This window comes from Psychrobacter sp. ASPA161_6 (genome assembly GCF_051970285.1).
Taxonomy (GTDB): domain Bacteria; phylum Pseudomonadota; class Gammaproteobacteria; order Pseudomonadales; family Moraxellaceae; genus Psychrobacter; species Psychrobacter glaciei.
This window is the reverse complement of sequence record NZ_JBEFNJ010000001.1, coordinates 1,386,823-1,412,109: the sequence shown is the minus strand read 5'-3', so window position 1 is coordinate 1,412,109 and position 25,287 is coordinate 1,386,823. Positions and strand designations below refer to the sequence as shown.

General features: G+C 40.5%; 25 protein-coding genes. 8 read left to right on the top strand and 17 right to left on the bottom strand.

Annotation, left to right across the window (positions count from 1 at the left end):
* The first annotated feature begins 39 nt into the window (after nt 1–39).
* The 6 genes from brxC (at nt 40) to ACTQ9T_RS05860 (ending at nt 12,564) form a co-directional block, all read left to right on the top strand.
* On the top strand, nt 40–3,711 hold the full coding sequence (gene brxC / locus ACTQ9T_RS05885) for a BREX system P-loop protein BrxC (protein WP_440464406.1): 3,672 nt from the start codon (nt 40–42) through the stop codon (nt 3,709–3,711).
* Between the two features lie 8 nt (nt 3,712–3,719).
* The gene (locus tag ACTQ9T_RS05880; protein WP_440464405.1) at nt 3,720–4,889 is read left to right on the top strand and encodes an AAA family ATPase; all 1,170 of its coding nucleotides are present in this window, start codon (nt 3,720–3,722) and stop codon (nt 4,887–4,889) included.
* Between the two features lie 7 nt (nt 4,890–4,896).
* Nucleotides 4,897–5,649, top strand: a complete 753-nt coding sequence (locus ACTQ9T_RS05875; protein WP_440464404.1) for a hypothetical protein — start codon at nt 4,897–4,899, stop codon at nt 5,647–5,649.
* Nucleotides 5,646–9,230: a BREX-1 system adenine-specific DNA-methyltransferase PglX gene (gene pglX, locus ACTQ9T_RS05870; protein WP_440464403.1), complete on the top strand. Its 3,585-nt coding sequence runs from the start codon at nt 5,646–5,648 to the stop codon at nt 9,228–9,230. The genes ACTQ9T_RS05875 and pglX overlap by 4 nt, the downstream gene beginning before the upstream one ends.
* Nucleotides 9,230–11,908 carry a BREX-1 system phosphatase PglZ type A gene (gene pglZ / locus ACTQ9T_RS05865; protein ID WP_440464402.1) on the top strand — a complete coding sequence of 893 codons (2,679 nt, stop codon included), beginning with the start codon at nt 9,230–9,232 and terminating at the stop codon, nt 11,906–11,908. The genes pglX and pglZ overlap by 1 nt, the downstream gene beginning before the upstream one ends.
* Nucleotides 11,909–12,123: 215 nt before the next feature.
* Nucleotides 12,124–12,564 (top strand): hypothetical protein, encoded by a 441-nt coding sequence (locus tag ACTQ9T_RS05860; protein WP_440464401.1) that lies wholly within the window; start codon nt 12,124–12,126, stop codon nt 12,562–12,564.
* 240 nt (nt 12,565–12,804) lie between these two features.
* Here the strand turns inward: ACTQ9T_RS05860 and ACTQ9T_RS05855 are convergent, their stop codons facing one another.
* From ACTQ9T_RS05855 to ACTQ9T_RS05835, 5 genes are all read right to left on the bottom strand, one after another.
* Nucleotides 12,805–14,688, bottom strand: a complete 1,884-nt coding sequence (locus ACTQ9T_RS05855; protein ID WP_440464400.1) for a DUF927 domain-containing protein — start codon at nt 14,686–14,688, stop codon at nt 12,805–12,807.
* A 2-nt stretch (nt 14,689–14,690) separates the two neighbouring features.
* Entirely contained in the window at nt 14,691–14,972 is a 282-nt protein-coding gene (locus ACTQ9T_RS05850; RefSeq protein ID WP_440464399.1) for a helix-turn-helix transcriptional regulator, read from the bottom strand.
* A gap of 88 nt (nt 14,973–15,060) precedes the next feature.
* Nucleotides 15,061–15,573, bottom strand: a complete 513-nt coding sequence (locus ACTQ9T_RS05845) for an IS630 family transposase (RefSeq protein ID WP_037025933.1) — start codon at nt 15,571–15,573, stop codon at nt 15,061–15,063.
* The gene (locus ACTQ9T_RS05840) at nt 15,560–15,910 is read right to left on the bottom strand and encodes an IS630 transposase-related protein (protein WP_025653320.1); all 351 of its coding nucleotides are present in this window, start codon (nt 15,908–15,910) and stop codon (nt 15,560–15,562) included. The genes ACTQ9T_RS05845 and ACTQ9T_RS05840 overlap by 14 nt, the downstream gene beginning before the upstream one ends.
* Before the next feature lie 86 nt (nt 15,911–15,996).
* Complete coding sequence (locus ACTQ9T_RS05835) at nt 15,997–16,857, bottom strand: hypothetical protein (RefSeq protein ID WP_440464398.1); 861 nt, start codon at nt 16,855–16,857, stop codon at nt 15,997–15,999.
* Between the two features lie 141 nt (nt 16,858–16,998).
* On the opposite strand from ACTQ9T_RS05835, the gene ACTQ9T_RS05830 reads away from it, so the two are divergent.
* Nucleotides 16,999–17,349 (top strand): IS630 transposase-related protein, encoded by a 351-nt coding sequence (locus tag ACTQ9T_RS05830; protein ID WP_352310224.1) that lies wholly within the window; start codon nt 16,999–17,001, stop codon nt 17,347–17,349.
* On the top strand, nt 17,276–17,842 hold the full coding sequence (locus tag ACTQ9T_RS05825) for an IS630 family transposase (protein WP_440464397.1): 567 nt from the start codon (nt 17,276–17,278) through the stop codon (nt 17,840–17,842). The genes ACTQ9T_RS05830 and ACTQ9T_RS05825 overlap by 74 nt, the downstream gene beginning before the upstream one ends.
* A 149-nt stretch (nt 17,843–17,991) precedes the next feature.
* Here ACTQ9T_RS05825 and ACTQ9T_RS05820 read toward each other — a convergent pair whose 3' ends face one another.
* The 12 genes from ACTQ9T_RS05820 to ACTQ9T_RS05765 form a co-directional block, all read right to left on the bottom strand.
* Nucleotides 17,992–19,464, bottom strand: a complete 1,473-nt coding sequence (locus ACTQ9T_RS05820; protein WP_440464396.1) for a tyrosine-type recombinase/integrase — start codon at nt 19,462–19,464, stop codon at nt 17,992–17,994.
* A 326-nt stretch (nt 19,465–19,790) separates the two neighbouring features.
* Nucleotides 19,791–19,982 (bottom strand): hypothetical protein, encoded by a 192-nt coding sequence (locus ACTQ9T_RS05815; protein WP_440464395.1) that lies wholly within the window; start codon nt 19,980–19,982, stop codon nt 19,791–19,793.
* An 11-nt stretch (nt 19,983–19,993) separates the two neighbouring features.
* Nucleotides 19,994–20,146 carry a hypothetical protein gene (locus ACTQ9T_RS05810; protein WP_440464394.1) on the bottom strand — a complete coding sequence of 51 codons (153 nt, stop codon included), beginning with the start codon at nt 20,144–20,146 and terminating at the stop codon, nt 19,994–19,996.
* Nucleotide 20,147: 1 nt separating this feature from the next.
* Nucleotides 20,148–20,612, bottom strand: coding sequence for a DNA N-6-adenine-methyltransferase (locus tag ACTQ9T_RS05805; protein ID WP_440464393.1), 465 nt, complete (start codon nt 20,610–20,612; stop codon nt 20,148–20,150).
* Nucleotides 20,613–20,661: 49 nt separating this feature from the next.
* Nucleotides 20,662–21,420: an exodeoxyribonuclease X C-terminal domain-containing protein gene (locus ACTQ9T_RS05800; RefSeq protein ID WP_440464392.1), complete on the bottom strand. Its 759-nt coding sequence runs from the start codon at nt 21,418–21,420 to the stop codon at nt 20,662–20,664.
* A complete protein-coding gene (locus ACTQ9T_RS05795) occupies nt 21,417–21,953 on the bottom strand; it encodes a hypothetical protein (RefSeq protein WP_440464391.1) in 537 nt (178 codons plus the stop codon). Before ACTQ9T_RS05795 ends, ACTQ9T_RS05800 begins: the two co-directional genes overlap by 4 nt.
* A 71-nt stretch (nt 21,954–22,024) precedes the next feature.
* Nucleotides 22,025–22,456, bottom strand: a complete 432-nt coding sequence (locus tag ACTQ9T_RS05790) for a hypothetical protein (RefSeq protein ID WP_440464390.1) — start codon at nt 22,454–22,456, stop codon at nt 22,025–22,027.
* Nucleotides 22,457–22,521: 65 nt separating this feature from the next.
* Nucleotides 22,522–23,334 carry a hypothetical protein gene (locus tag ACTQ9T_RS05785; protein ID WP_440464389.1) on the bottom strand — a complete coding sequence of 271 codons (813 nt, stop codon included), beginning with the start codon at nt 23,332–23,334 and terminating at the stop codon, nt 22,522–22,524.
* 21 nt (nt 23,335–23,355) lie between these two features.
* On the bottom strand, nt 23,356–24,015 hold the full coding sequence (locus tag ACTQ9T_RS05780; protein WP_440464388.1) for an ATP-binding protein: 660 nt from the start codon (nt 24,013–24,015) through the stop codon (nt 23,356–23,358).
* The gene (locus tag ACTQ9T_RS05775) at nt 24,015–24,188 is read right to left on the bottom strand and encodes a hypothetical protein (RefSeq protein WP_440464387.1); all 174 of its coding nucleotides are present in this window, start codon (nt 24,186–24,188) and stop codon (nt 24,015–24,017) included. Before ACTQ9T_RS05775 ends, ACTQ9T_RS05780 begins: the two co-directional genes overlap by 1 nt.
* Nucleotides 24,185–24,757, bottom strand: coding sequence for a hypothetical protein (locus ACTQ9T_RS05770; RefSeq protein WP_440464386.1), 573 nt, complete (start codon nt 24,755–24,757; stop codon nt 24,185–24,187). The genes ACTQ9T_RS05775 and ACTQ9T_RS05770 overlap by 4 nt, the downstream gene beginning before the upstream one ends.
* Nucleotides 24,754–25,266, bottom strand: coding sequence for a hypothetical protein (locus ACTQ9T_RS05765; protein ID WP_440464385.1), 513 nt, complete (start codon nt 25,264–25,266; stop codon nt 24,754–24,756). Before ACTQ9T_RS05765 ends, ACTQ9T_RS05770 begins: the two co-directional genes overlap by 4 nt.
* Between the last annotated feature and the right edge of the window lie 21 nt (nt 25,267–25,287).

Below are 25,287 nucleotides of genomic sequence, written 5' to 3'. Positions count from 1 at the left end.
ATTTATCAATGATAAGAAATAAAATAGAGAGCCTACTAGATGAATATTGAACAGATTTTTTCAAAGCAGCTGACTCGTGATATCAATGGCGTTGTCAAAGCTGAGCAAAAGGACAACGACAGTATCTATGTTGAGCTAGATGAGTATGTCATAACGCAAGAGCTTAATAGGCATTTTCGAGCGTTTTTTGCCGCTTATGCGCCTTCTGTAGATCATAGTGGTTCTGCTATGTCTGGAAAAGTCGGGGTTTGGATTTCTGGGTTCTTTGGCTCTGGTAAGTCACATTTTTTAAAAATATTGTCATACTTATTAGAAAATAAGTCAGTAGAGAAAGATGGTGAAGGCCGGCAAGCCTTTGATTTTTTTAAGGACAAGATTACAGATACCGCTTTATTAACAGATATCAAAAAGTCTGTTAGCAAAGATACCGATGTTATCTTGTTTAATATTGATTCAAGAGCGAATACTGAAGATCGTGAGAATGCCATTCTTAAAGTATTCTTAAAGGTGTTCAACGAGCGTGTTGGTTATTGTGCTGACTTTCCTCACATTGCACATTTAGAACGCGAGCTTGATAAGCGTGACCAATATGATTCATTTAAGACCAAGTTCGCTGAGTTAACCCTATCTACGTGGGAAGAAGAGCGTGATGCTTATGACTTTTACCGCGATGAGCTATCAGAAGCTTTGGCTCATGCCAGCGATCAGTCCAAAGAGTCTGCTAAACACTGGGTACAGCAAATAGAGAATAACTTCCCACTCGATATCCAAAATTTTTGTAAGTGGGTAAATGACTACCTAGATAGTAGTGGCGACCGCAATTTATTATTTATGGTCGATGAAGTGGGGCAGTTTATTGGTAAAAACACCCAAATGATGCTTAAGCTGCAGACTATTACTGAAGACTTAGGGACGTACTGTGGTGGTCGTGCTTGGGTAGTTGTCACATCACAGGCAGATATTGATGCTGCTATTGGTGGGATGAGTAAAGGTGATGGTCAAGACTTCTCTAAGATTCAAGGTCGCTTTAATACTCGTCTGCAGTTGTCTAGTTCAAACACCTCTGAGGTTATCCAAAAGCGTCTGTTATCTAAAACAGACAAGGCCAATGAGCAGCTCACAGATATATTCGCTGAAAAAGGCGACATCCTACGCAATCAGTTAACTTTCGATAAGACAACCACAGCTGACCTAAAAGGCTATACCGATAGCCTATCCTTTGTAGATAACTATCCCTTTGTCCCTTATCACTATAATTTGGTTCAAAAAGTCTTTGAATCTATTAGGGTTAAAGGGGCAAGTGGTAAGAATCTGGCTATGGGTGAACGCTCTTTACTAGATGCGTTTCAATCTGCAGCAAAGCAGATGAAGAATAATGAGCTTGATGTGCTCGTTCCTTTTCATAGTTTCTACGCACCTATTGAGAGTTTTTTAGAGCCAGCAATCAAACGTACTATTGATCAAGCCTGTGAGTCAGAATCACTGACTAAGTTTGATCAAAATATCTTAAAAACTTTATTTCTGATTCGTTATGTCGATGTGGTCAAAAGCACTTTAGATAACCTAGTAACCCTATCGATTGATCGTATCGATGCTGATAAAATTAAGTTACGTAAGCAAATTGAAGATAGCTTAAATCGGTTAGAAAAACAGCTGCTGATTGCACGCAATAATGATGTATTTATCTTTTTGACTAATGAAGAAAAAGAGATTGAAAACGAGATCCGTCAAACAGATTTTGAGATGTCTGAGGTATCGAATAAACTTTCGACTATTGTGTTTAATGACATTCTTAAGAATAACCGAACCTACCGTTATCCTATAAATAAACAAGACTTTATGGTTAGCCGATTTTGTAATGGGCACCCCAAAGATGGAACCACCCTTGAAGATTTAGTCATTAAAGTCGTATCACCGCTAGATAGCCATTACGAGAGCTTCTCTCATGAGCAGGCATGTATTGAGCATAGTCTAAAAGATAAGGGCTCTGTCCTAATCAAGTTAGATGATGACCAGCGTCTATGGGATGATTTGAAGGTATTTATAAAGACGGATCGTTTCTTAAAACAGAACTCAGGGCAGCGACCAGAGCAAGAGCATTTACTGCGTGAAAAGCAAATGGAGAACATGGCACGTGAAAAACGCTTAAAGATGGGTTTTGAGACATTATTTGCAGAAGCTAGTGTTTATGCTATTGGCACTAAAATGCCAAAGAAATCAGTGACGCCAAGCGTTATCGTTGAAGAGTCCTATAAATACATCGTTGAAAATACCTTTGCCAAACTAGATTTACTAAATGTGACACCAGGTGAAGTGCTGCCTGAGCTACAGAAAGTATTAGTAGCAGATAATGTCGCCCAGCTAGGACTTGACCTTCAAGCAGATGAATGCAACCCAAACGCCACTCGCGAAGTAGAGCAGTATGTTTCGTTCAGAATAGAGCGCAATGAGCCAGTTTATTTGAGTGATATAGTCACTCACTTTGGTAAGCGTCCTTATGGCTGGCCTGTCAATGAGATACTACTGTTAGTCGCACGGCTTGGATTGGCAGGTAAGCTTGCGTTTAGTCTGCAAGGTAGCGATTTGGCACTTAATAGAGCTTATGAGCCGTTTAATAGCGTACGTAAGCGTGGCGACATACGAGTTAATAAAATTCGTCAGGTTAATGATAGTCAGGTTAAAAAAGCCTCTAATTTGGTGAAAAATCTATTTTCCAAGACCTTTATTGGCTCTGGTGAAAAAGAGCTGTATGAACTCATAAAACAAGCATTAGAAAACTGGAATGAAGCGTTAAAATCTTTTCGCACAAAATCGCAAACCGGACACTTTCCTGGTAAGCCACAGATTAATGATGGGTTGGTATTGGTAGCGGGGATACTAGAAAAGAAGTCGAGCTTTGAATTCATTGAGCGATTTTTACAAGATGCCAAGGCACTAAAAGCGTTTGTTGAAGAGTTGGAAGACCTCGATGACTTTTATAATAGTCAGTTTCAAATATGGCAGTCTCTCTCTACTGCATTGAATGAGCGCTTTAAGGCGAACTTGCACGCGCTCGAAAAAGACTCGCAAGCATCAAAGTCTCTACAAGAGCTCAAGAGCATTTATGATATGCCAGCGCCTTACGGTCAAATGCGCCGTATCAGCCCACTCATTGAGCAGGTTAATAAGATTAACTTGGCTTTGGTAGAAGACAAGCGCGCTCACGCTCTTATTAGAGTGGATGAACGCATTGAGCGTATCAATCAAGCGTTAGCAGAAACGACAGCACCTGCGGATATTAAGAATAAAGCGCTGCGTCCCCTGCAGTTATGTCGAGAGCGCATAGAAGAGACTAACTCTATTCCGCAAATTTTCAGCGAACAGTCGGAAGCTGGAGATTATGAGGAAAGCGCGAATGAATTATTAAATGACTTTATCGAACAGCAGCGTAAGCAGGTCGAAAATGAGCAGCGTCAGCGTGCTCTTGAGTATCAAAGGCAACAGGCAGAAGCCGCAAAAGAAGGTAAGACTGTACCGCAGTCTGTACCTAAGCCCGTTATCCCTGCTCCAGTCGCCAAACGTACCGTTACGATTGATCCTAAAGAGGTTATGACGCGCTCGGTATCGGGCGACTTTATCGAAAGCACTGCCGAAGTAGAGGATTATCTATACGCGTTAAGAGAGCAGCTAATAGCTGCGGTAAAAGCTGGTGATCGAGTACGGATTAAATAGGGGCTACCATGATTAGACGAATAAGCGTAAATGCATTCAAGTCGTTAGTAGACTTTGAGTTAATACTAGACTCCAAATTTAACTGTATCATCGGATTAAACGGTGCAGGAAAAAGCTCTGTCTTGCAGCTATTTAGCTATGTATCCGCTCTATTCAGTGGAGACGTAGATCACTGGCTAAATGAAAGAGAGTGGGAGGCTAAAGATGTTGCTTCGCATTTCTTTCCTAATCGATCAACAATGGATTTAATAGTTGATATAGATATTTCAGGTAAACAATTGCGTTGGAAAGCAAAATATAATTGGGAAAAAGGATTCTGTACTAGTGAAACATTAACTGATTTGTTGAATAATGAACAATTTGTACATGTACATCAAAGAAAGCTGAAAACTAAACGAGACAATTTTCCTGAGCTTATTTTCAAATACTCAGGTTCAATTTTATCGGTTTTAGATGATTCCGCTTTACCTCAAGAAGCTATTATATTTCGTAAATTTATGACTAGTATCGATAGCCATGATCTCTTGTCACCTAAGGTAATGCGAGCTGGACGTTTTGCCTCAGCAGGTAAGGTTGGCAGTGCAGGTGAGTATTTAATTAGCTATATTCATAACTTGGACAAAAAGTCACGAGATGTGCTTTCAATAAACCTACGTAGCTATTTTCCTCAAGTTGTGAAAATCGAGACTAAAACTGAGTTGAACGGTACATTAAGCCTCTTTCTAACAGAGCTGTTTTACAATAAAGACGGCTCAAATGTTAAGGTCGTGACCAATGCAAGGCATATTAATGATGGAATGTTGCGTATCCTTACAATCCTAGCAATTCAAAGATCAAGCTCAAAGTTCCAGCAATTTGATGAGATTGAAAATGGTGTTAACTCTGAAATTACAGAAAAACTTGTAGAGGCATTTATAAATTCACCTCAGCAGGTTCTCGTTACTACACACAGTCCAATGGTATTGAATTATATCGAGGATGAGATTGCTCGACGGTCAGTAATATTTGTTTATAAAAACAAATTAGGTCATACCAAGGCTCATAAATTATTTGCTTTACCGTCGCTTACTAATAAGCTCGATTCGTTAGCTCCCGGTGATGCAATGCTTGATATTTATTTAAAAGATGCTGCTAAAGAAGCTGAGTCATTAGTAAATCCATCTAAAATAAGTGAGTAGGTTTATAATGATTACAAGTGTTTTAGTGACAGGTGAGGGTAGCTCGGATATGGGCGGTTCAAATAATGGCCAGCCACTGTCAACCGGCGAATTCTATAATTTAGGTCCGATGGCGTTATTAGCTATACGTTTATTGCAAGAATTACTACCAAAGTGGAACGAAGAGTGTTTAGACTTCCAATCACCAAATAATTGGATTACATATATATCTAGTAATGAGCTAGCTCGTAAAACTAAAAGTCTTAGGAATAAACATCGACCAAGTACAAAGTTAAAGAAGGGCTTTGTGGAGCATGCAAATAGAGCCGCAGCAATGGCTGATTATGCAAAAAATAATGAGCATCAATTGGCTTTTTATTTCCATGATACCGATAAGTACGATTTTACTGATTTGCATCAATCTATTAAGTTAGGTTTTAACGGAAATAACGGAGTCCAAGGGATACCTATGATTCCTAAGCCTACATCAGAGGCTTGGTTTATATGTGGTCGACAAAAGCCTCCTTGCGCTTGTTGTGCAGCTTTGGAAACTAATTTATCAGGAAATGATGCTGCTTCAGAACACAATGCACCAAAGAAAGTACTGGGAAAATTATTGGGATTGGCAACTGGAGCTGGGCCAACAACGGAGCAGCAGTACTCTGAGGCAGAGACAGTAGATATAAGACAGATTAACATGCCTAGTTATAACCAATTCAAAACAGATTTAACCAACGCTATTGAAGGTATCTGTGGACATAGAACAGCGAGAAAATTATGAATACTGCAAATTTAAAAAGATATGCCCCGCAAGCTAGGCGAGAGTTTATCACAGCTATTTCAAAACAATTAAATCAGCTAGGCATTTACAGCGATAAACAAATTTCTGACGTTAAAGAGGAAGGCTCGGTCTTGCTTATTGAAGGCAAAGCTTTCACGCCTGATATTAGATTTGCCCGAGAGAAGCTGGTCAAGAAAGTTAAATTAGTTGGTTATGCTCAACTAGTTGAGCAAGAAGCTTATACATGGTTTAACCGACTATGCGCGATTCGTTATATGGAGATTCATGATTATCTTGGTCATGGCTTTCGCGTATTGTCGCATCCAGACAATCCTACAGGATTTGAGATTATCGATCATGCAGTAGATGCGGCTGACGAGTTAGACTTAGACCGTGACTATATTATTGAGTTAAAGCTGGCAGGTAATAAAGACGAGACGTTATATCGGCGGCTTTTGCTAAAGCAGTGTCATAAGCTGCACGAAGCCATGCCGTTTTTGTTTGAAGCCTTAAATGATGCGACTGAGCTGCTATTACCAGATAATCTTACTCGTACCGATTCGATACTGCGCGGCTTGGTCGATGGTATTCCTGAAGAGGACTGGGATCAGGTTGAGGTCATCGGTTGGCTGTATCAGTTCTATATCTCTGAGAAAAAAGACGAGGTCATGGGTAAGGTAGTCAAAAGCGAAGATATCCCAGCCGCCACTCAGCTATTCACGCCCAATTGGATTGTAAAGTACTTGGTACAAAACTCAGTCGGTCGTCAGTGGCTACAGACTTATCCTGAGTCAGCAATCAAAACCCAGATGGAATACTATATCGAGCCTGCCGAGCAATCATCCAAGGTCAATGAGCAACTGCAAGCAATGACTCCTGATAGTATCGATCCTGAGAGTATCAAGGTGCTAGATCCAGCGGTCGGGTCGGGCCATATATTGATCGAAGCTTATAATGTATTAAAGGCAATCTATGAAGAGCGCGGCTTTCGCTCTCGTGAGATACCACAGAAGATACTAGAAAATAATCTATATGGTCTAGATATTGATGACCGTGCGGCCCAACTGTCAGGATTTGCACTGATGATGCTGGCACGTGCTGATGATAAGCGTATCTTTACCCGTCATGTCAGTCTCAATGTACTGGCACTGCAAGAAGGCAATCATATCAACTTGCCAGCAGTGTGGCGTGAGCTGAACCTGTCTGGTGGTTGGGATAATGGCACATCCCAAGATATGTTCGCTAATGAGACGCAAGATCTTAGCTCATTTGAGGCGGACAATTGCTATCAGCTATTACAGCGTACGCTAGCGCGTTTTAGTCAGGCGAAGACTTTTGGTTCTCTGATTGAGGTGCCTGCGGATGAGTATGATGACTTAAAAGAGATACGTGAGATTTTAGTAGAGTTGGCGGAGTCTGGTGACTCATTTCAAAGACCTGCTGCCAAGCAATTAATTGATATTGTCCATCAGGCGCTTATTCTATCCATTCGTTATGATGCTGTGATTGCTAATCCGCCGTATATGGGCCGAAAAGGAATGCCTACCAACCTCAAAAACTTTATATTAGAACGTTTTCCTGATTGTACTTGGGATATTTATGCTGCTTTTATTATGAGATGTAGGGATCTTGTTCTTGCTTCAGGTAAGTTAGCAATGATTACTATGCATAGTTGGATGTTCCTATCCGCTTTTGAACAGTTACGTACACACATATTAAGAGAAGATAAAATAGATTCAATGTTACATTTAGGAACAAGAGCTTTTAAAGAGATTGGAGGAGAGGTAGTACAAACATGTGCTTTTGTCTTAAATACACGAAAAAATAATAAACAACAGAGTTGTTTTTATAATTTACAAAGCTATTCAAGTTGTGATGCAAAAGAACATGCCTTTATCACAAAAGAAGCGCCTGTTTATTCTCAATTATCAAATGAAGATTTTATATTATTACCTTCCGCAAGCATTTGCTATTGGGCAACAAAAGAAATGTTATCTCTTTTTGCAAAAAATTCAACTATTGGAAAGTCTACAATAAATAAAAGTCTAAATTTAACTGGAGATAATAATAGATTTTTACGGTTTTTTTGGGAGATTAATCATAGAGAAGTAGGCAGAGGAAGGAAGTGGTTATTCTACGCTAAAGGAGGTACTTATAGAAAATGGTATGGAAATTTTGATTATGTGATTAACTGGTCTGAAGAGGCTATAGATTTTTATAGGCACAATAAAACAGCAAGAATTATTCCTGAAAACCTATGGTATAAAAAAGGAATAACTTGGACAAAAGTTACCACTGCCCACCCAGGATTTAGACTATTGCCCGAAGAAGCTACTTACGATGTCGGAGGATCATCTATTACTTTAAAAGATGACAATGATATGTATAGAGTAATGGGCTTACTGAATACTCCGCTTGCAAGCTATTTAGTAAGATTGTTAAATACTTCTGTAAATATACAAGTTGGAGATATTGAAGCTCTTCCAGATATATCTTCAAAGGTTGACCATAACGATATCATCAAAGTGATAGAGTTAGCTAAGTCTGAATGGGATATGTGGGAGATTTCATTTGACTTCATTAGTGCGATATATAGTAAAAATAATATAAGAGAAGATTTCAATACATTTTATAAGAATGCAGAGGTTTTTTTTGATAGTATTTATAACATCGAGAGAAAAGTTAATTCTGATATTATAAAGGATATCAATGTTCCTGTAGAACTGTCAGTAGTTAATAGAGAGTCAATAAGTTCTAATTTTAATTGTTCGTATACTGAGTTTCATGGGAAATGGATTACTCAAATATTATCCTATTCATTAGGTTGCATGATGGGTCGCTACTCACTAGATCGTGAAGGCTTAGTCTATGCAAACTCAGGTAATGAAGGCTTTGATGAGCTAGTCAATGATGGTGCTTACAAAAGTTTCCCCGCTGATCAGAATGCTATCATTCCATTGACTGATCAAGAGTGGTTTAAAGATGATGCCACCGACCGTTTGCGTGAGTTTGTGCAAGTGGTATGGGGTTCTGAGCACTTGCAAGAGAACTTAGACTTTATCGCGGAATCACTATGCTTACACGCCATCAAACCGCTTGCTAAAAAAGGGCAGTCTGAATCCGCACTTGAGACCATACGCCGCTACCTATCGACCCAATTCTACAAAGACCACCTAAAGACTTATAAAAAGCGCCCGATATATTGGCTATTTAGCTCAGGTAAAAACAAAGCTTTTGAGTGCCTAGTGTACTTGCATCGCTACAATGAAGGCACATTGTCACGTATGCGTACAGAGTATGTCACGCCGCTACTGGGTAAATATGACGCCTATGCCGAACAGTTGGATAAGCAAATAGACAATGCCGACTCCACCAGTGATGCCAACCGCTTCAAAAAAGAGCTTGCCGCTTTAGTGAAGCAACAAGTCGAATTGCGCGAGTTCGATGACAAGCTCAAGCACTATGCAGACATGCGTATCTCTTTAGACTTAGATGATGGCGTAAAAGTAAACTACGGCAAGTTTGGGGATCTGCTCTCTGATGTGAAATCCATCACTGGATCAGCACCGGAGGTCATCTGATGCAGGCAAGTGAACTCATTCAAGGTATCGTTGCCAAGTTCAAAGACAATAGAATCGTATTTTGGCACGATCCTGACCAAAGCTTTATAGAAGAGTTAGATAGTCTCAGTGAGCCTTTGACCGCTGCCATTAACGCTAATGCTGATAACGTTGATAGTGATGAGGACTTCTCAACCGAGGTAACGGTTCTAAATATGGCTGATGAATCTGTATTGGCCACCAAAAAGCGTATTGAAATCGACGAACCTAAAAACCGGTTTTTGCTTTATTTTCCAGAGGTAGAATCTGAGCCTGAGCGTGATTGGCTGCTTGATATACGCCTGTATAGTGAGCAGTTTTTTGCAGATCATAGCTCGATGTTACTCAATGAGCTTGGCATTACTAACATGGCGCTGCGCTCATATATTCAAAAACGCCAAAAGTTCTTTGCCAATAAGCAGCGCTTAGCAGGATTGAAAAAACGAGTAACAGTCAATGACGATGCGCTGACTCTTGATCGTAAGATGATCGCTGTGGTCGTTAAGTCTGACTCAAGCCATCTGTCTGATATTTTATTTAGCTTGTTAAGAGAGCATGCAAGCTACTTAGAGGATGATACAAGTGGATTGCCTTTATGGGAGCAATTGACCAAGTTTGATTTGGTCGAGGCACTCTGGACAGAGCTTGATAAAAATTATGGCTACGTCACAGAACAGCCTTCATTTTCAGAATTTGTATTGAAGTTATTTTGCACGGATTTTTGGACTCAGACAGAAGGCATCGAGCGTGACTGGCTCGCTAATAATGTCTTAAAGGGTAATGCAGGTCGCGCCACAGCACTGGCATTCATGGTCAGTTGGCGTGATAGTCGTACGTATTGCCCGTATTATGAGGTTGTATCTCATCAATTGGGTCAGCAGCTTGATATCAGTGCTAAAAGCAGCCAGTACCGTCCGATTGATCTCATTCGATGCGAGACCTTTAAGGCAGTTGAGAAAAACATCATTCGCGGCTTGGTAGAGACGTTATTAGACAGCAGCATAACACTCGATAGAGTTGAGTTTGACAGTATTGTCTCAACTAGGCTAGCAAGCCATTGGAGCTTGTCTAATTCTGCCTATACTAGCTCTTATCAAGCGTTACGTAGTGCAGAAATGCTGATTTATCTTCGTAACACGTATGTTGATGGTTTTCATTTTGATAGTGCCAAATCGATGTATGATGCCTACGTCAGTGATATTTACCAGTTTGATCAAGCCTATCGCTTATTCAATGAGCATGTGCTTATCTCGCTAAGCATCGGTTCTGATATGCTCAGACGGCTAGATGAAGAGATCGAGAGTATATATACCAACTGGTATCTCTATGAGTTAGGGCTGGCTTGGGATTATCATTTAGGTCATGAGCAACTATTAGATAAATGGCAGATAACAGATATCCCAAATCAATACAACTTTTATAACAATGAAGTGCAAGCACGATTGAACACGACTCAGCTACAACGAGCCTTTGTCATCATCTCTGATGCTTTGCGTTATGAGGTGGCATCTGAATTATGGTCAATTATTAATAATGAAAAACGTTTCAAGGCCAGTATCTCAACACAGTTAGGTGTATTGCCGAGCTATACTCAGCTAGGTATGGCGGCGCTATTGCCTCATGAATCTCTAAGCTATCAGCCCGAAAAGGGTAAATCTGTCTATGTTGATGGCGTCTTATCAGCAGGTTTAGATAACCGAAATAAAATCTTGAACAAAGTAGAGGGTATGGCAGTCAGTGCCAAAGATCTTATGAGCTGGAGTAATCAAGAAGGTCGCGATAAAATTCGTAATGCAAGGGTCGTTTATATTTATCATGACACAATTGACGCTATGGGCGATAACTCGAAAAATGAAGAAAAGACCTTTGAAGCTTGCCGTAGTGCCATTGACGAGCTAAAAAACTTAGTAGGTCGTATCATCAATCGTCTGAATGGAAGCCACGTCGTAATAACTGCTGATCATGGATTTCTCTTTCAACAAAAAGAGCTGGTTGCCGACAATAAAACCAAGCTAACCACAAAACCTAGTGGTGTCATGGAAGCCAAAAAGCGTTACGTGATTGGTGATAACTTGCCATCAGACGACGCTTATTGGAAAGGATCTATCAGTAATACAGCCAATGGCTTGGCTGATTCCTCATGTCAAAATCAGAATCAGACTGAATTTTTGATACCCAAATCTAGCCAGCGCTTTCATTTTGTCAGTGGTGCTAAGTTTGTTCATGGTGGTGCGATGCTGCAAGAGATATGTGTGCCTGTTATCCATATTCGAGAGCTAGATAAAGAGCAGGCGACTAAGTTTGAGAATCAGCCAGTGGGTGTCGTTGTGGCAAACCAGCCAATTAAACTAGTCAGTAATATCGATAAAATTAAATTTATTCAAACGGATGCGGTAGGCGAGCAATTTGTCTCTCGTCAGATTAACGTGTTTATCATAGATAGTAGTGGTAAAGAGGTTTCTAGTAGAGAGACGATAAACTTTGATAGTAGTAGCAAGATTATGGATGAGCGTACTCGCGAAGCTAGGCTTAGCTTAATCGGGTCACTGTTTGACCGCAATGCGCAATATACCCTGATATTAGAAGATGCTAAAACACAGATTAACTATAGTCAGTATAGTGTGACAATTGACTTGGCTCATTTGGATGATTTTTTCTGAGGATGATTAGTCCTGAGTTAAATTGTTGTGTCCCATTCGTCCCAAGGGTTTTTGATAGTCGGGACAAGTATTAGCCCTTATGCTGTATAAGTTGTACCACTAGTCCCATCTGTCCCAAGGTTTGTATTGAGTTGTTTTTTGCTGAATGAATAAAGTTGTTTAAATTTATACTTTATTTATAAAATGCATCTTACATATAATCATATAGAGGAGTTATGATGAAATTTTCAAGAGGATTGTTAACTTGCTTGGCAATAACAGCTGTATCTTTAAGTTCGGCAAACGCTAAAATTAATAATGGCAATGATTTTTTTAAGAATCAGCAGGTAGAGGTATTTAATCAACCTCTGGGTGATGGCGTGAAGTCAACGACTTGGTATGCTAAACCATTAAGAATACAGCTACCTGAAAACAATGCTTTGAAGCCTGAGGTGATGTGGCTTCAGGTGTATTCAACCGGATATACAGGTGCCTTCAACCAGTACGTTGAAATAAACTGTAAGGAGCCAGTCAAGTCTCATATTATGACAGCTGATGGGAATAAAATTAGCTTTAAAGTGTCAATGGCTTACCCAGATGATCCTTGGGATGACAACTTTATCAATCATATAGACAGAGATGCGGTCGGAGGTATCTTCTCGTATTATTGTTCTTAAAATATATAACTAAATATTCTATTTAAAAAGCTCTCTTATTCAGTGAATAAGAGAGCTTTTATTTTCCCATTATCAAATTACTATGTGCAAATCATCCGAGTTTTTAGTCTAGCTACCTTTTTAGCAAGGGACGATTGGGACAGTGGGACAACACCCGTTGCTAAAGGTTCTAAAGCAGTCCTGGTCGTTTCAGGTTAAGGGACGACTGGGACCTTTATTAGTAAACTCTTATTGGTATTTCTAAGCAGGTTCATAGTTTAGTATTGACCCTTTAATACCATAAACACGGGGACGTTGTTTAATACAAGTTGTCGGAGTTTTATAAGTGTTGCGACCAAATTCATTCATAATTAAAAGTCCAGCTTCTTCTATTACCTTTAACACCTTACGCTTGCTAAATGGTGAGCATACATCTTTTTCAAAATCACTAGTAAAAAAGTAGAAATCATTTGTGTCGCGATTATGGTAGCCAGCACAATTGCTAATCTTGTCTTCAAAGACTGTAGAAGCTTTATCATAACAAGGTTGAAATCTACTCGATCCGTGCTTCTCAATAAATGCTTTAACGTTGTTAATAATTTGTCGCTTTTCATGCTCACCATCATGTCCGTAGTTGCCAAGCCAGTTATCTAAGCAAATTTTAACAGCTGACGTTGCCTGACCTTCTTGCCAAGCAGTGATACCAGCCTGCGTTGCCATTTCTCCTGCTGCAGCTACAAGCGCAAAACGCTTAGCAACCCTATGTGCCTGTAAAGATAGGCCGTCGTACTGTGACATGAAACTTTCGATTTTTTGTTTAGCCTCTGCTGTAGTTTTTGCTTTATCGGCAGTAATATAATTAAGCCAAGCTATCCCTGCAGTGCCGTAATATTGAGAGGCAAGTTCTTTAATCATGTCTGCCTGTGCTGAGCCAGACTCTGCCATCACTATACTATCAAAAACTCCATGACCGAAACCTGCATCAGCCTCAATATGAGCCACGCGGGTCTCAATACCAGCATTAGTTCTTTGACTCACATTATTCATATGCTGTTGAATTGACTGTTCGCCATTCGATAAAAATATTGTTCGCCATGTATAAGGTTTCTGATTGGTTCCGGATGTCGAACTTCTGAATTTACCTGTTCCATTAGACAACATATACGCTGTTTTTCCGATGATAGTAGGATCAATTTCACTGATTTCATCGAGAAATAAAACGCTATCATTATGCTCACTAGCGGTACCTTCGAGTGCATTGTCCGTTTGCCGCCAAGTTCTGACTGTTTGCTTAGGATTTCCCCATATACTAGCCGCTAAACACATGGTAATAGACTTACCGATACTTGATGAGCCTAGTATGTGAAAACCTCCTCCATCATAACCCAAGGGCTCTAGTAGCTGTCCTGAAAAAGCGCAACATACTGAGAATACGAGACGACTTTGTTCAGCAATTAGTTTGCATATCTCATCACGCCATTGAACAACTGTACCTCTCTGAGAGAGTGCGCTACTATTTGTACTATCAGATTGATAGACAGTCATTTCACTAGTATTTTCACCTAGCGAGTGATTGTGTAGTACGTATCGATCACCATGCCAGCCCAATTTATCAACACACAATGATCTAGTTTCAATAGGATGCTGCTGTAGATAAATATCTAAATATTGACGATGTTTAGTATTAGGTGTGATAATTAAACCTTGACTGGCCAAATATTTACGATATTCGCGTGTATCGCCATGGAATGAGTCCATTGCTATAGAGTGTTGATGCATTACTCCATCAGCGTCAAACCATCTAATTAATATACCCCATGCAGTGCTGTGAACATCTCGCGTTCTGGCAATAACCTCTATGGGTGAGCAAATAAAAATGCCATACTCTTCAGGTGGTTTTGAGGAGTTTTCATCATGAGAGTGTACATAATACAAACCGTTCGAACGTGATTCAAAGATCCCGTTTTCATAAATGAATCGCTCATTAAGTTCGGTTTCTGCTATAATTTCAGATGATGGCTGGTCAATGTCATCTGAGATGTTTTCTGAGAGCTGGTCATCCTGCAAGATGACCGGCCCTTTTATTAAGTTAGCTGATTGTTCATCAACTAGCTTAAGATCGGAAGTCTGATTGTGTTTACTCATGATTATGCCTCCTCATTATTAGAAGAGGCAGAATGTTTCTCTATCCATGCGTTTATATCAGATAGACGCCAAAGACTAGCTCCATCTATTTTGATGGGCGCTGGGAATCGATTCTGTCTAATCATCTTATAAATATGTTTTGCAGAAAATCCGACGATACCGCGTTTGGCGCTTTTAGCAGTAACTGTTTTCTGGCGACCAGACTGGGTAGTATATGTTCGTGCCTTGATCTCGGGACAATTAGCAAGGTCTGACATTCGTAGAAATTTTTCATTCGTTTTCATTATAGTTTACTCCGCAGCATGGTTATGGCCAGTAGTGGCTAGTGCTGTTGAGTAATGATAATCGACAGATTTAATAAATAGTATATAGTCAGCTCAAAATAAAATTGTTATGGTTAGGACAAACATCATAAAACAATTTGGATAAGTCGTTTTCCATCCAGCCTTGGCGTAGAAACTTCACCTGAGCCCATTTCTTCTCAATAGGGTTCAAATCAGGGCTGTAGGGTGGCAGCCATAAAATGCGATGACCATGCCTATTCAGTAGCTTTTGAATACGCTTACTCTTATGAAATCTGGCATTATCCATCACAATCACGCATTTGGTTTTAAGACTTGGGATTAGCTTGTGTTTGCACCAGTGATAGAAGACGATGCTGTTGATGTTGTGCTTAAAGTAATCTAGGGCAAACAGCATCTTTTCATATAGAGCACCGATAACGTTGGTTCGCCTTTTACCTTGCCAGTTGTAGCTATCGATACAAGGCTCACCAATCGGTGCATAGCCATGAGAGCGAATGGTCTCGTGCTCAAAGCCGCTTTCGTCCATATATACAATGGGGTAGCCTTGCTGCTTAAAGTGCTCAAGCTTATTCTGATATATCGCTCTTTTGATCGGACAGGCTTTTGGATGTTCTAAAGTCTTTTTTTTGACTGATGCCTAGACGCTTTAGGGCATGATGAATGCCTGTTTTACTACAGTTTAGACGACGTGCTCGCTCATACTGGTAATCGTCGGGATGTTCTTTGACATCATTAAGTAGCACATCATCTGGTATTTTATAGGGTTTGGTTTGCCTGGTTGTTTTACTATGAACACGCCGCTTCCAGTTTTGTATGGTGGTTGGGCTCAGATTATAAAACTCAGCTGCCTCGGCAAAGGTCATACCCTCGTCTAAGCTTTTTAGTACTTGTTTGCGAAAATCTAGCGAGTAAGTCATGGTCTTTATAATAACAATTGAATTTGATAGTTAGTTTATAACACTTTTAGGTGGGATTGACTATAGTTATGCGCGCATAATAAATTTTATGATAAATTACCTTTTGCAGCTTCACTTATCAATTTATAAACATATTCATAAGTAGGTTTCGCATCTGTATCTATGTATTCTTTAATATACCTCGCAGTTTCAGCATATTTTTTAAAACCTTGCTCCTTCATTATTGCAAGATACTCTTTTTTCTTTTGTTGTCTATACTCAGACTGTGGAGCCCATCTAGCTTCAGATGCTATAGTGCCATTTAAGGAAGCCATTTTTTCGAAATAATCATTTCTATCGTAACCAATTTGCACAGCACTGCCAGCGAAAAGATACATTGCGAAGTCATGGTAATTTAAACACAATTCGTATGCAGTTGACTCATAAGCTATCAGAGCTATACTCTTAAAAATATATATTCTAAAAATCTCATCTAGCATAATCCTAATTCTTTTAATCTCTTCAATGGGATGAGGATCTAATATTTTATAAAAAATTTCACGTTTATTCTCAATATCATCTAAAGATTCATCAATTTTAATGAAGTTGCTTTCTATATATCGGTTCAAAGCATACTGATCTATATCAACATTATGTATCTCAAGGTCATAACCTTCTGAGTATTTTTTTATATTTTTAAAAAAATACTTATCATCAAATTCAAATTTCGTATCTACATAGTTTTTAGCAAACACTTCTACGCTATCTAAAAAGAAAATGTTATTTCTTTGCTTATGGATATGACATGTTTCATGCTCTAGAATTCGTCTAGCTATATCTATAGTTCTTGGCTTAGATATAGTCTGTTCTATAGCAGTATTTACGTTTTTAAAATTCTGCTTTGTTAAGAAGTTTTCAAAAGACTTTTTGTTTGAAGAGATGGTGGTTGATTGATTACTGGATTTCATCGATTATGCCTATATAATAGTTAAGATTCATAAAAGATATTTATGAAATTTATATACTTTTTCTTACTAATTTTTTAATATAGTATAATCCAAATAAAACCGATACAATCCTATTAACAATTGCATTTAATGAAATAAACGATGACGTATTCAATAGACTATCGCAAACAGGTACTTTCTAGCATAGCTGATGGTATGACCATACGAGAAGCTGCGCTATTTTATGGACTTAGCACCAGCACCATTCATAGCTGGCAGCAGAACCTAGCTCCTAAAACAACCAGAAATAAAGCACCAACTAAAATACCTGATGACGCATTGATTGAAGACGTAAAAAGATACCCAGATGATTATAACTATGAAAGAGCTCGTCGCTTGAACTGTAGTAAAACGGGCATCTTCAATGCTTTAAAGCGTCTTGGTATCAGTCAAAAAAAAGACCTTAGAACACCCGAAAGCGTGTCCGATAAAAAGAGCGATATTCCAGAGTAAGCTTGATCGCTTTACTCAGCAAGGCTATCCCATTGTCTATATGGATGAAAGCGGCTTTGAGGCTGAAACCATTCGTTCTCATGGCTATGCACCGATAGGTAAACCCTGTATCGATAGCTACAACTGGCAAGCAAAGAAGCGTACGAATGTCATCGGAGCTCTCTATGAGAAAATGCTGTTTGCGCTTGAGTACGTTGAGACAAATATCAATAGCAATATATTTTATGACTGGTGTAAGTTCACACTTATTCCAAGTCTTAAAACCAAGAGCGTGATTGTCATGGATAACGCTCGGTTTCATAAAAACAGACGTATTCAAAAACTACTCAACAGACATGGCCACCGTATTCTTTGGCTGCCGCCGTACAGCCCCGATCTGAACCCTATCGAGAAAAAATGGGCACAGGCTAAGTTTCTACGCCAAGGGTGGATGGAGAATAATCTACCTAAACTGTTTCATGATATGGGCTGTATCGATTTTATAAAGACTTAACTATACTTTAAAAGTAAATTCGTTCTGTCTTAAATAAAATTTCTATATGTGACTGCGTGAGAAAGCATGTAGAATTCTAGTAGCTGGTAAATTTATCAGGGACGTATAACTTTAATTTAATATTATTTTGACATGTAGGAAAGCTGTAATTAGTTTGATTTAATTTGTTTAACGATCTGTATTAATAGATTAGGCGACACACCTTGTGCTTGTAAGCTTTTTATTAAAATATCTTTATCATGCAAAGCTATATCGACCGCTTGCTCATCACGACTACGCATTTTTTTAGTAATTTCATCTGGCGTCATTAAGTCAAAATTAACAGCCTTACCAGCTCGAAGGTCATCTAAATGATTTGCCCAACGGTTCATCATAATTTGACGTTCTGCTAAGTGGGCTGAGAGATCGTATCGTTTTTTAACACTGGATTGTTCAAGGTGGGCTAACTGGACTTCAATAATGTTTTCTGGAAACTGTAGCTCATACAGTCCTGTGCTAGCAAGTTGCCTAAATCCGTGTCCCGTCATTTTAGGGTAGGGGTCGCCTGTGTAGCCCATGCGCTTCAATGCTTGATTAAACCATACTTCGCTATATGGATTACTGCGCTCAAAGTTGTAGAAAACATAACCTGTCCGCTCAGTTAAGGAGCGCATACGCTCGATAATAGCCATAGCTTGTGGTGATAGGGGGATAATGTGATCCTGACGCATCTTCATCTTGTGCGCTGGCACTCGCCAAACGCTTTTATGATAATCAATCTCTGACCATTCAAAAAACCTCAACTCTTTTGTTCTAACAAAACACAGCGTCATTAATTGCATGCCCGCGACGGTCTGTTCATGAGCATTTGGATTATCTGCACTGTATTGATCAATATTACGTAGTAGCTCAGGGAATTGGTGTTGCTCAACTGCTTTCATGCGCTCAGCCTTATGAGGTCTTAGCGCTCTACTGCGTCCATGAGCAATATTAATAAGATCATAACCTAGTGTGTTGATAGCATACTCAAAAACCGAACTGATAAACGCCACGCACTTGTGTGTTGTGTCAGTCGTCCACTTACCTTGCTTTTCAAAATACGTTTGAATCGCTAATCCAGTTTTAATAACATCCTGAGCAGTAATAGCATTTATAGGATAGTCACCTATATGTTGTGAGACATGCTTGTCTAAATAGGTATGCAGCTTTTGAATATTCTTGGGCGTGGTCTCTGACTTTTCATTGATATAACTGTTAGCAATAATCTTAAATAAATCTTTCTGCTCAAAGTTGTTTTTATGATGGTTTTTTTGGTCGGTAGGATCAATACCGTCGTCAAGTGATGATTTAGCTTTATCACGTGCTAATCGTGCTTGCTTTAACGATACTTCTGGTTTGAAGGAGGAGTCTATATCTAGCTTGGCTGGTTTGTAGATACCTATCTGATAGGTTTTTTGCTTAGGTTTGAGATCTTTATTAGATTGATAGCGATAAGCCATTTGCCAAAATAGGGAGCCATTTGGATGTTGTATTAGATATAGATTATTGCCATCGCCGTGGCGTGTAATCTTATTAGGTGGTGATTGTTTGGCAATAGATTTTACGGCAGCATCCGTCAACTGGTAGTCTTTTCTCTTTGTCATGACTTGGCCTTAAAGGCGTGGAGAGGTTTTAACAACAAAACCTAAGAGAATTTAACAACAAATAACGCTCTTGTTGAATATTTAACAACATATTTAACAACAGTGTAGTGGTGCTGCTAGGTAATGACAAGTGATGCAGGAAGACGTAATGTAAGTAAAATCGGGGGCTGTAGCGGATTGGGGTAATGCGAGGTTATGTCTAAATACAATAATTGGTGCGCCCACCAAGCCGCACACTGTAAACGCAAGTAATTGATATTATTAGGTTATATAATTTTACATATACTCAATACCGTGAGTAATACCGCATAAAAAAAGACGAAGCGCTAGGCTTCGTCTTTTTCGGTGGTCATATCCTCTATTAGCGCATCGATGTTAGCTTTAATCCACTTGTTTGGCCTGCCGCGTATGTCTGGCGATGGCAAAAAACCAGACTCTATGCGGCGTGCAATCGTATCATCCGAACTCCAGCCAAATAGTGTTTTAATGTCTGCTGTGGTGTAGTAAATACCTTTCATGTCATTCTCCATCAAGCCATATTAAAGTCAGTGGTTACTTCGGCTTCTACTTCAAACTTTGTACCGCAGTTTCGGCAAGTGGCAGTTTGAATATCGCCGTCATAAGGGTGGTTATCTTGTACTTCATAACCACCGCCACACTCAGGACAATTAGCATCACCCATATCAATCTCCTTTTATGGTTATCACGCGGTTTGATAAATCCACGTAACAGCCAGCTATTTTTAAATTTTTAAGGTAATCGGCGTTATCTCTGCCGTAAGCAACCAATACGCTTGGCGCACCAGCCGTACCGCCTTTTGCGCCATCTACTGAATGAAAGCTTAAACGCCCTTTAATGAAAAATATTGCTGTCGCTTGTTGCCAGATTGAATCAAAAAACATTCTTGTTTCGGTACGTGCAAAGACTAAAGCGATAGCATTATCATGAATAGCGCATTGATTAAGCCATTTTTGCGTCTCGCGTCCATAAGGAGGATTGCAAAACACACGCCCTTCCCATTCTTGATTTAACCCATCATCTGCGACTGTGTAATGCTTATTCGCTGTGTCCCAAGGTCTGCCAATAGGCGCGCATGGGTCTAAATCAAACTCACCTAATGCCGCTAAAATATGGGGGGGGTTAGCCATTCGTCTTTCTGTGCTTCACGCTCAAAACTTACGTCCATCTCTGTATTCCTTATACGTTAATATTAATATTGCCGGTTATGGCATCAAGACACGCCTTGACCAGATAAGCGTTATCATGATTTTTTATAATCCACTGTAAGTAACTGCGATCAGTGACCGCTATATCTTTGATGGTTTTACCCTGGTGCTTACCAAACGTAAAAGTAAGCGGAATCCGCGCTTCCTCGCTGGCAAGATATAGCTGTTCCATGCTTGTGATGCTACCAACCTTGCATAGATACTCAAGCAGCCAAAGCGTGAATGTCACGTCGTAACCAGCATCATGCGCGTTACGGCAATACTGCTTAGCGCGATCAGGATTAATGTAGTAGGTAAGTGCGCCTAGTGAGTAGCTATCAATACAGGGTATTAATTGACGTGCCAGCGCTTGAGTGCAAATCGCTTTGTACTGGCTAACATCGACACCAGCGTTGGCCGCGACTTGAATGTCGTAGTCTGCATTGTGGGCGATGATGTAGGCTTCACCTTTGGGTAAAACAAAGTTAGCTATCTCTTTGTGGCTTGGCTCATTTTCCACCATCTCAGGTGTGATGTGGCTAACAGCCATCGCGCCGTAGCTGATACGGCGGTCGGGCTTGCAGCTGACTGTGTGGCTAGGTACTCCTTCAGTGATATCGCTATACATAGGTTCTGCCCACAAGCACCCTTCGTCATCAAAGCTTACGCGACGATACCCAAGCTGCGTTGCTTCAGCTTCTTTGCTAACATCCGTTGCTTCAAAATCTATAATCATTGCTGGCGTGTTCATGCTTTTGCTTCCTTAACAAATTCATCCCATAGGTAGTCATAGTCAAATGGATTCGATAAGCCCATGACCGGCACTTTATTCTGTTGCTTCGCTTTAAGCGCTTCAACATCAATCTCTTTTGGAAACTTAGTCATATCTTTTTGAGCGCGAACGATAATATAAGACTCGCTCATATTCATTAGACCACTGCCGCCACGTGCCGCATCGACTGCCATATTCGCGGCATCCGGTATCGTTTCTCGACCGCCATAGCTTTGATACTCGATAGTCGCGCAATATCTTTTGCCGTCAGTCATAAAGACGTGAGCAGTGACTACGAACATGCGCGGCTCATTCATGATCGTTGCGCGTAGCTTTCGATTGATCCAATCACCTTCGTACTCAGTGTTGATTCTAATCTCGTCACCAGTGAATGAGTTATTGAGGGGCACACGCATGAAACCTTCGTACATTTCAGGCTTGCCAGCTTTAACCTGGTTCGCCTTTTTGACTGCCGCTTTCTTTCGGCTTGCGCGGTTCTTAACCTTTGCCATAATCATTATTCCGTAGTAGATAAAAATAGGGGTTTAGGCTGGCATGAACTACCAGCCTAAATAATTACTGATTAATACTTCTTGCCACCGTCTTTGATACGGTTTTCCATCTTGTGATCTGCTCGCTGAGCGTTGTAAGCCAATTTTTCAGCCACAGCACCGCCCAAGTCGTAACCTTTCCCGCCAGCCAAGTCGCAAATACGAATAATTGCATCCGCTAATTCAACTTCCATCATCTTACGATTAGGCAGATGGTCGTCCATCAGGTCTTTACGATCACCTTCCATTGCCTCGCTAAGCTCACTAACGCACAACATTAGCATCTGACCAGTATTGCGCTTCATGCCAGTGCCGTCGGTATCGCCTAGATACTCACCAGTATTAGGGCAAGTCCACCAGCCACCGTTAATACTGGCTGTGTGGCAAGCGTCTTGTAGGGAAGCGACGGCATCAGCAAGCGGCTGGCCTTTTAAAATTGGGGTTAATTCTTTTTGAGAAGTCATGGTTCTTGCCTTTAAATTAGAGTGGGGTTAAGCAACTTACGGCTGCCAGTTGTTATTCTGAAAAGTTAAAATTGACCATCAAAGTAGGGAGCGAATGGGATATCATCCTCGACTGGACCGCCACCATTCGGTGCCTGATTATTGGCTGATGCACCGTTCCCCTGTTGATTGTTATAGCCTTGCTGATTGCTCTTTTGAACTGGTGCACCACGCTGATAAGAAGTATTGTTATTTTGCTGACCGCCTTGTGGTGACTGGCTAGCACGCTGATTGTTATAGCCACCTTGATTACCACCCATCTGTGCATCAACTTCTTTTTCTGACTTTAGCGAGTAACCAATTAGACGCTCCATCTGCACCTCAATTTGATGTGGTGCCGACTGATCTTTTTGCTCTTGCAGTGTTTGGCGCTTTTGGTTGAAGGCAGCGAATAGCTGTGTCTTTTTTCGTTTCTCACCGTTGTAAATTTCAAATTCATCAATAAACAAGCCGGTGAAGTGTTTACCCATCAACTCATTAGCCACCGCCATCTGAGTGGGCACTACCTTGCCAGCGGCAGTATCATACTTGTCGATATTGGCTTGCGTTGGTGTCAGTGTCGTAACGCCAGTGACCGCCATAATGCTTTGCAGTTGGTTGTAAAAACCTTCGATATAACTGCCGTCTTGCTTCATAAACCAAAGAGTAAAGTAGCCTTTTTGACCGTCAGCATTAAATACATCAAAACCCATACCGGTTGTGCCAGTGTTGGCTGATACAACAAACTCAGCACGAGCAATCTTGACAAGTTGTTCGCTGTTGCCTTCAAAGAATTGACCGCCACCAGAACCCGCTTTTAATGCGGCTGTTTCATTTAGCTGTATAGTTGGAAAGTTCATAAGTAAATCCTTAAATTTAAATTAGGCAGTTTGCGCCTGTTGCGTTTGGTTTTTTTCTATACCGTAGAAGTCGCATATCGCGTCATCTACAGCGTTTAAGTCATTCGGTATCAACTCACTGTTAAACATTTCATGCGGTGTCTTAACCGTGGTTGTGCCGTCATTCTTAGTCATAAAGAAGTGCTCACCGTTTCGGATAGCAGTTTGCAGTACGATAGTGACCATGCCTTCTAGTACAATCTTTTCATCGAGCATCTTGCCCATCGTCTTAATCTTCGTCTTGCCTTCAATCTCTTCGATGTGCGATAAGATATAAATACGCTGATCGGGGCTGGTATTATTAATAGCAGTATTTAAGATATTCCAAGCGTTCTGACCAATTCGGTTAAAGCGCTGAAATACTGAATTGCCACCACCTTCGTCAGTCACACCGCGCATAAACTCATTAGCCATGACGTATTGAAAGTCATCAATAATCACAATGGGCGCTTTAAAGGTTGGCAAACGATCATTGATTTCATAAGCGTTATCAGTGTTCAGCTTACGAAATGCCTTGCCAGCGCGAAAGGGTAGCGGCTTACCCATGACGTTAATCACACCACAGAGATTCGGATCTAAGTTGTGCATACTGAACGACTTGCCTGAACCGCTATTACCTAACACTAAAGTCACGATAGCCATCAGATATTCTCCTCGCTTTGACCAAACACGCTATCAAACTGCGCTAGCATCTGGCCTATCATTTGTTTTTCAGCTTCATTGCTGGCTTGCTCGCTGATATTTTTAGCGAACCAGTGTTGCTCTTCCTGATCCATCCATTCAAAACCTGCTTGGGCTTGTTGATAGTCACTCATAGCCCCGCCTCGCTAGAGGTTAGCTCTAAGCCTGTGGACAGCGAGATAGGAACCGCGCCTTTGTGACCACTACCCCAAACATCGTAAAAATAACCACCGTTAAAATGAGATACTATGTTTATTGCTGGGTCAATTAAGTCTGCATTTTTAGCCTGCAACCTTGCGTCATCGTCACTTCGACCAGACCAAACAACTACCATTAAGTCACCCCTCGCCAACATCGCTCTGCACAAGTCACTACCTATCAGTTCTTTGCTCTCACGCTCGATTAGCGAGTTTTGCCAGTTTGAGGCGTCATACTCATTACCGACATAAACCTCAATCTCGTCCACGCCAGCAGCCCACTTGTGCAAATCAATAAACGGCTTTTTAGCAAAAAGATAAACACTCCCATCTTCTTCAATAGCTGCCCATGTTAAGTGCGGTGGCTCGTCATCGAAAATTGATTGGTCAAGATTTTTGAATTTATCGTAAAATCCTTTTTTCGCAAGCATTCCCACCAATCGGTCAATACGCGTCTCTTGACGGTCTATTTTTTGCTGCAACTGCTTCTTAGTTACCTTACTCATAACTTTCTCCCATACGCCTTAGCGATAACGTCATTCGCGTGCTTAGCATCCGCATAGTGTTTAGACGCTAAGTAACTGACATCATCATCCAAGTCGTCTTGATTAACGCTATCAGCAAGTAACGGCTGGCTAGTCGATGTCGCTATATCTTTATCGATCTGAGACAGTACATAGTTATTGCAACCAGTGAGTGATCCGACGACTGCTATCGTGAGCGCAACTGCTAGACCGCCCAATATATGAATAACGCATTCTCGCGTGTGCTGCATGAGCGTGACACGGTGTAAAAACTGGTCAGTCTCGTCACCATCTAGCAGTTTGGCTGGCGAGTAACCCATGTCACGCAGTCCTTGCCAGCCGATAGCGCGGATGTAGCTACCAGTGCTTGCATCAGTTAAATCTGCATACTGCTCGCTACAATGGATGTTTAAGTGCTCATTGGCACCAAATTGGTAAACCGTGGGCGCATATCTATCACCCTTCTTGACTAACTTTAATAATTGACTCATAATGTTTACTCCGTAGTAGGA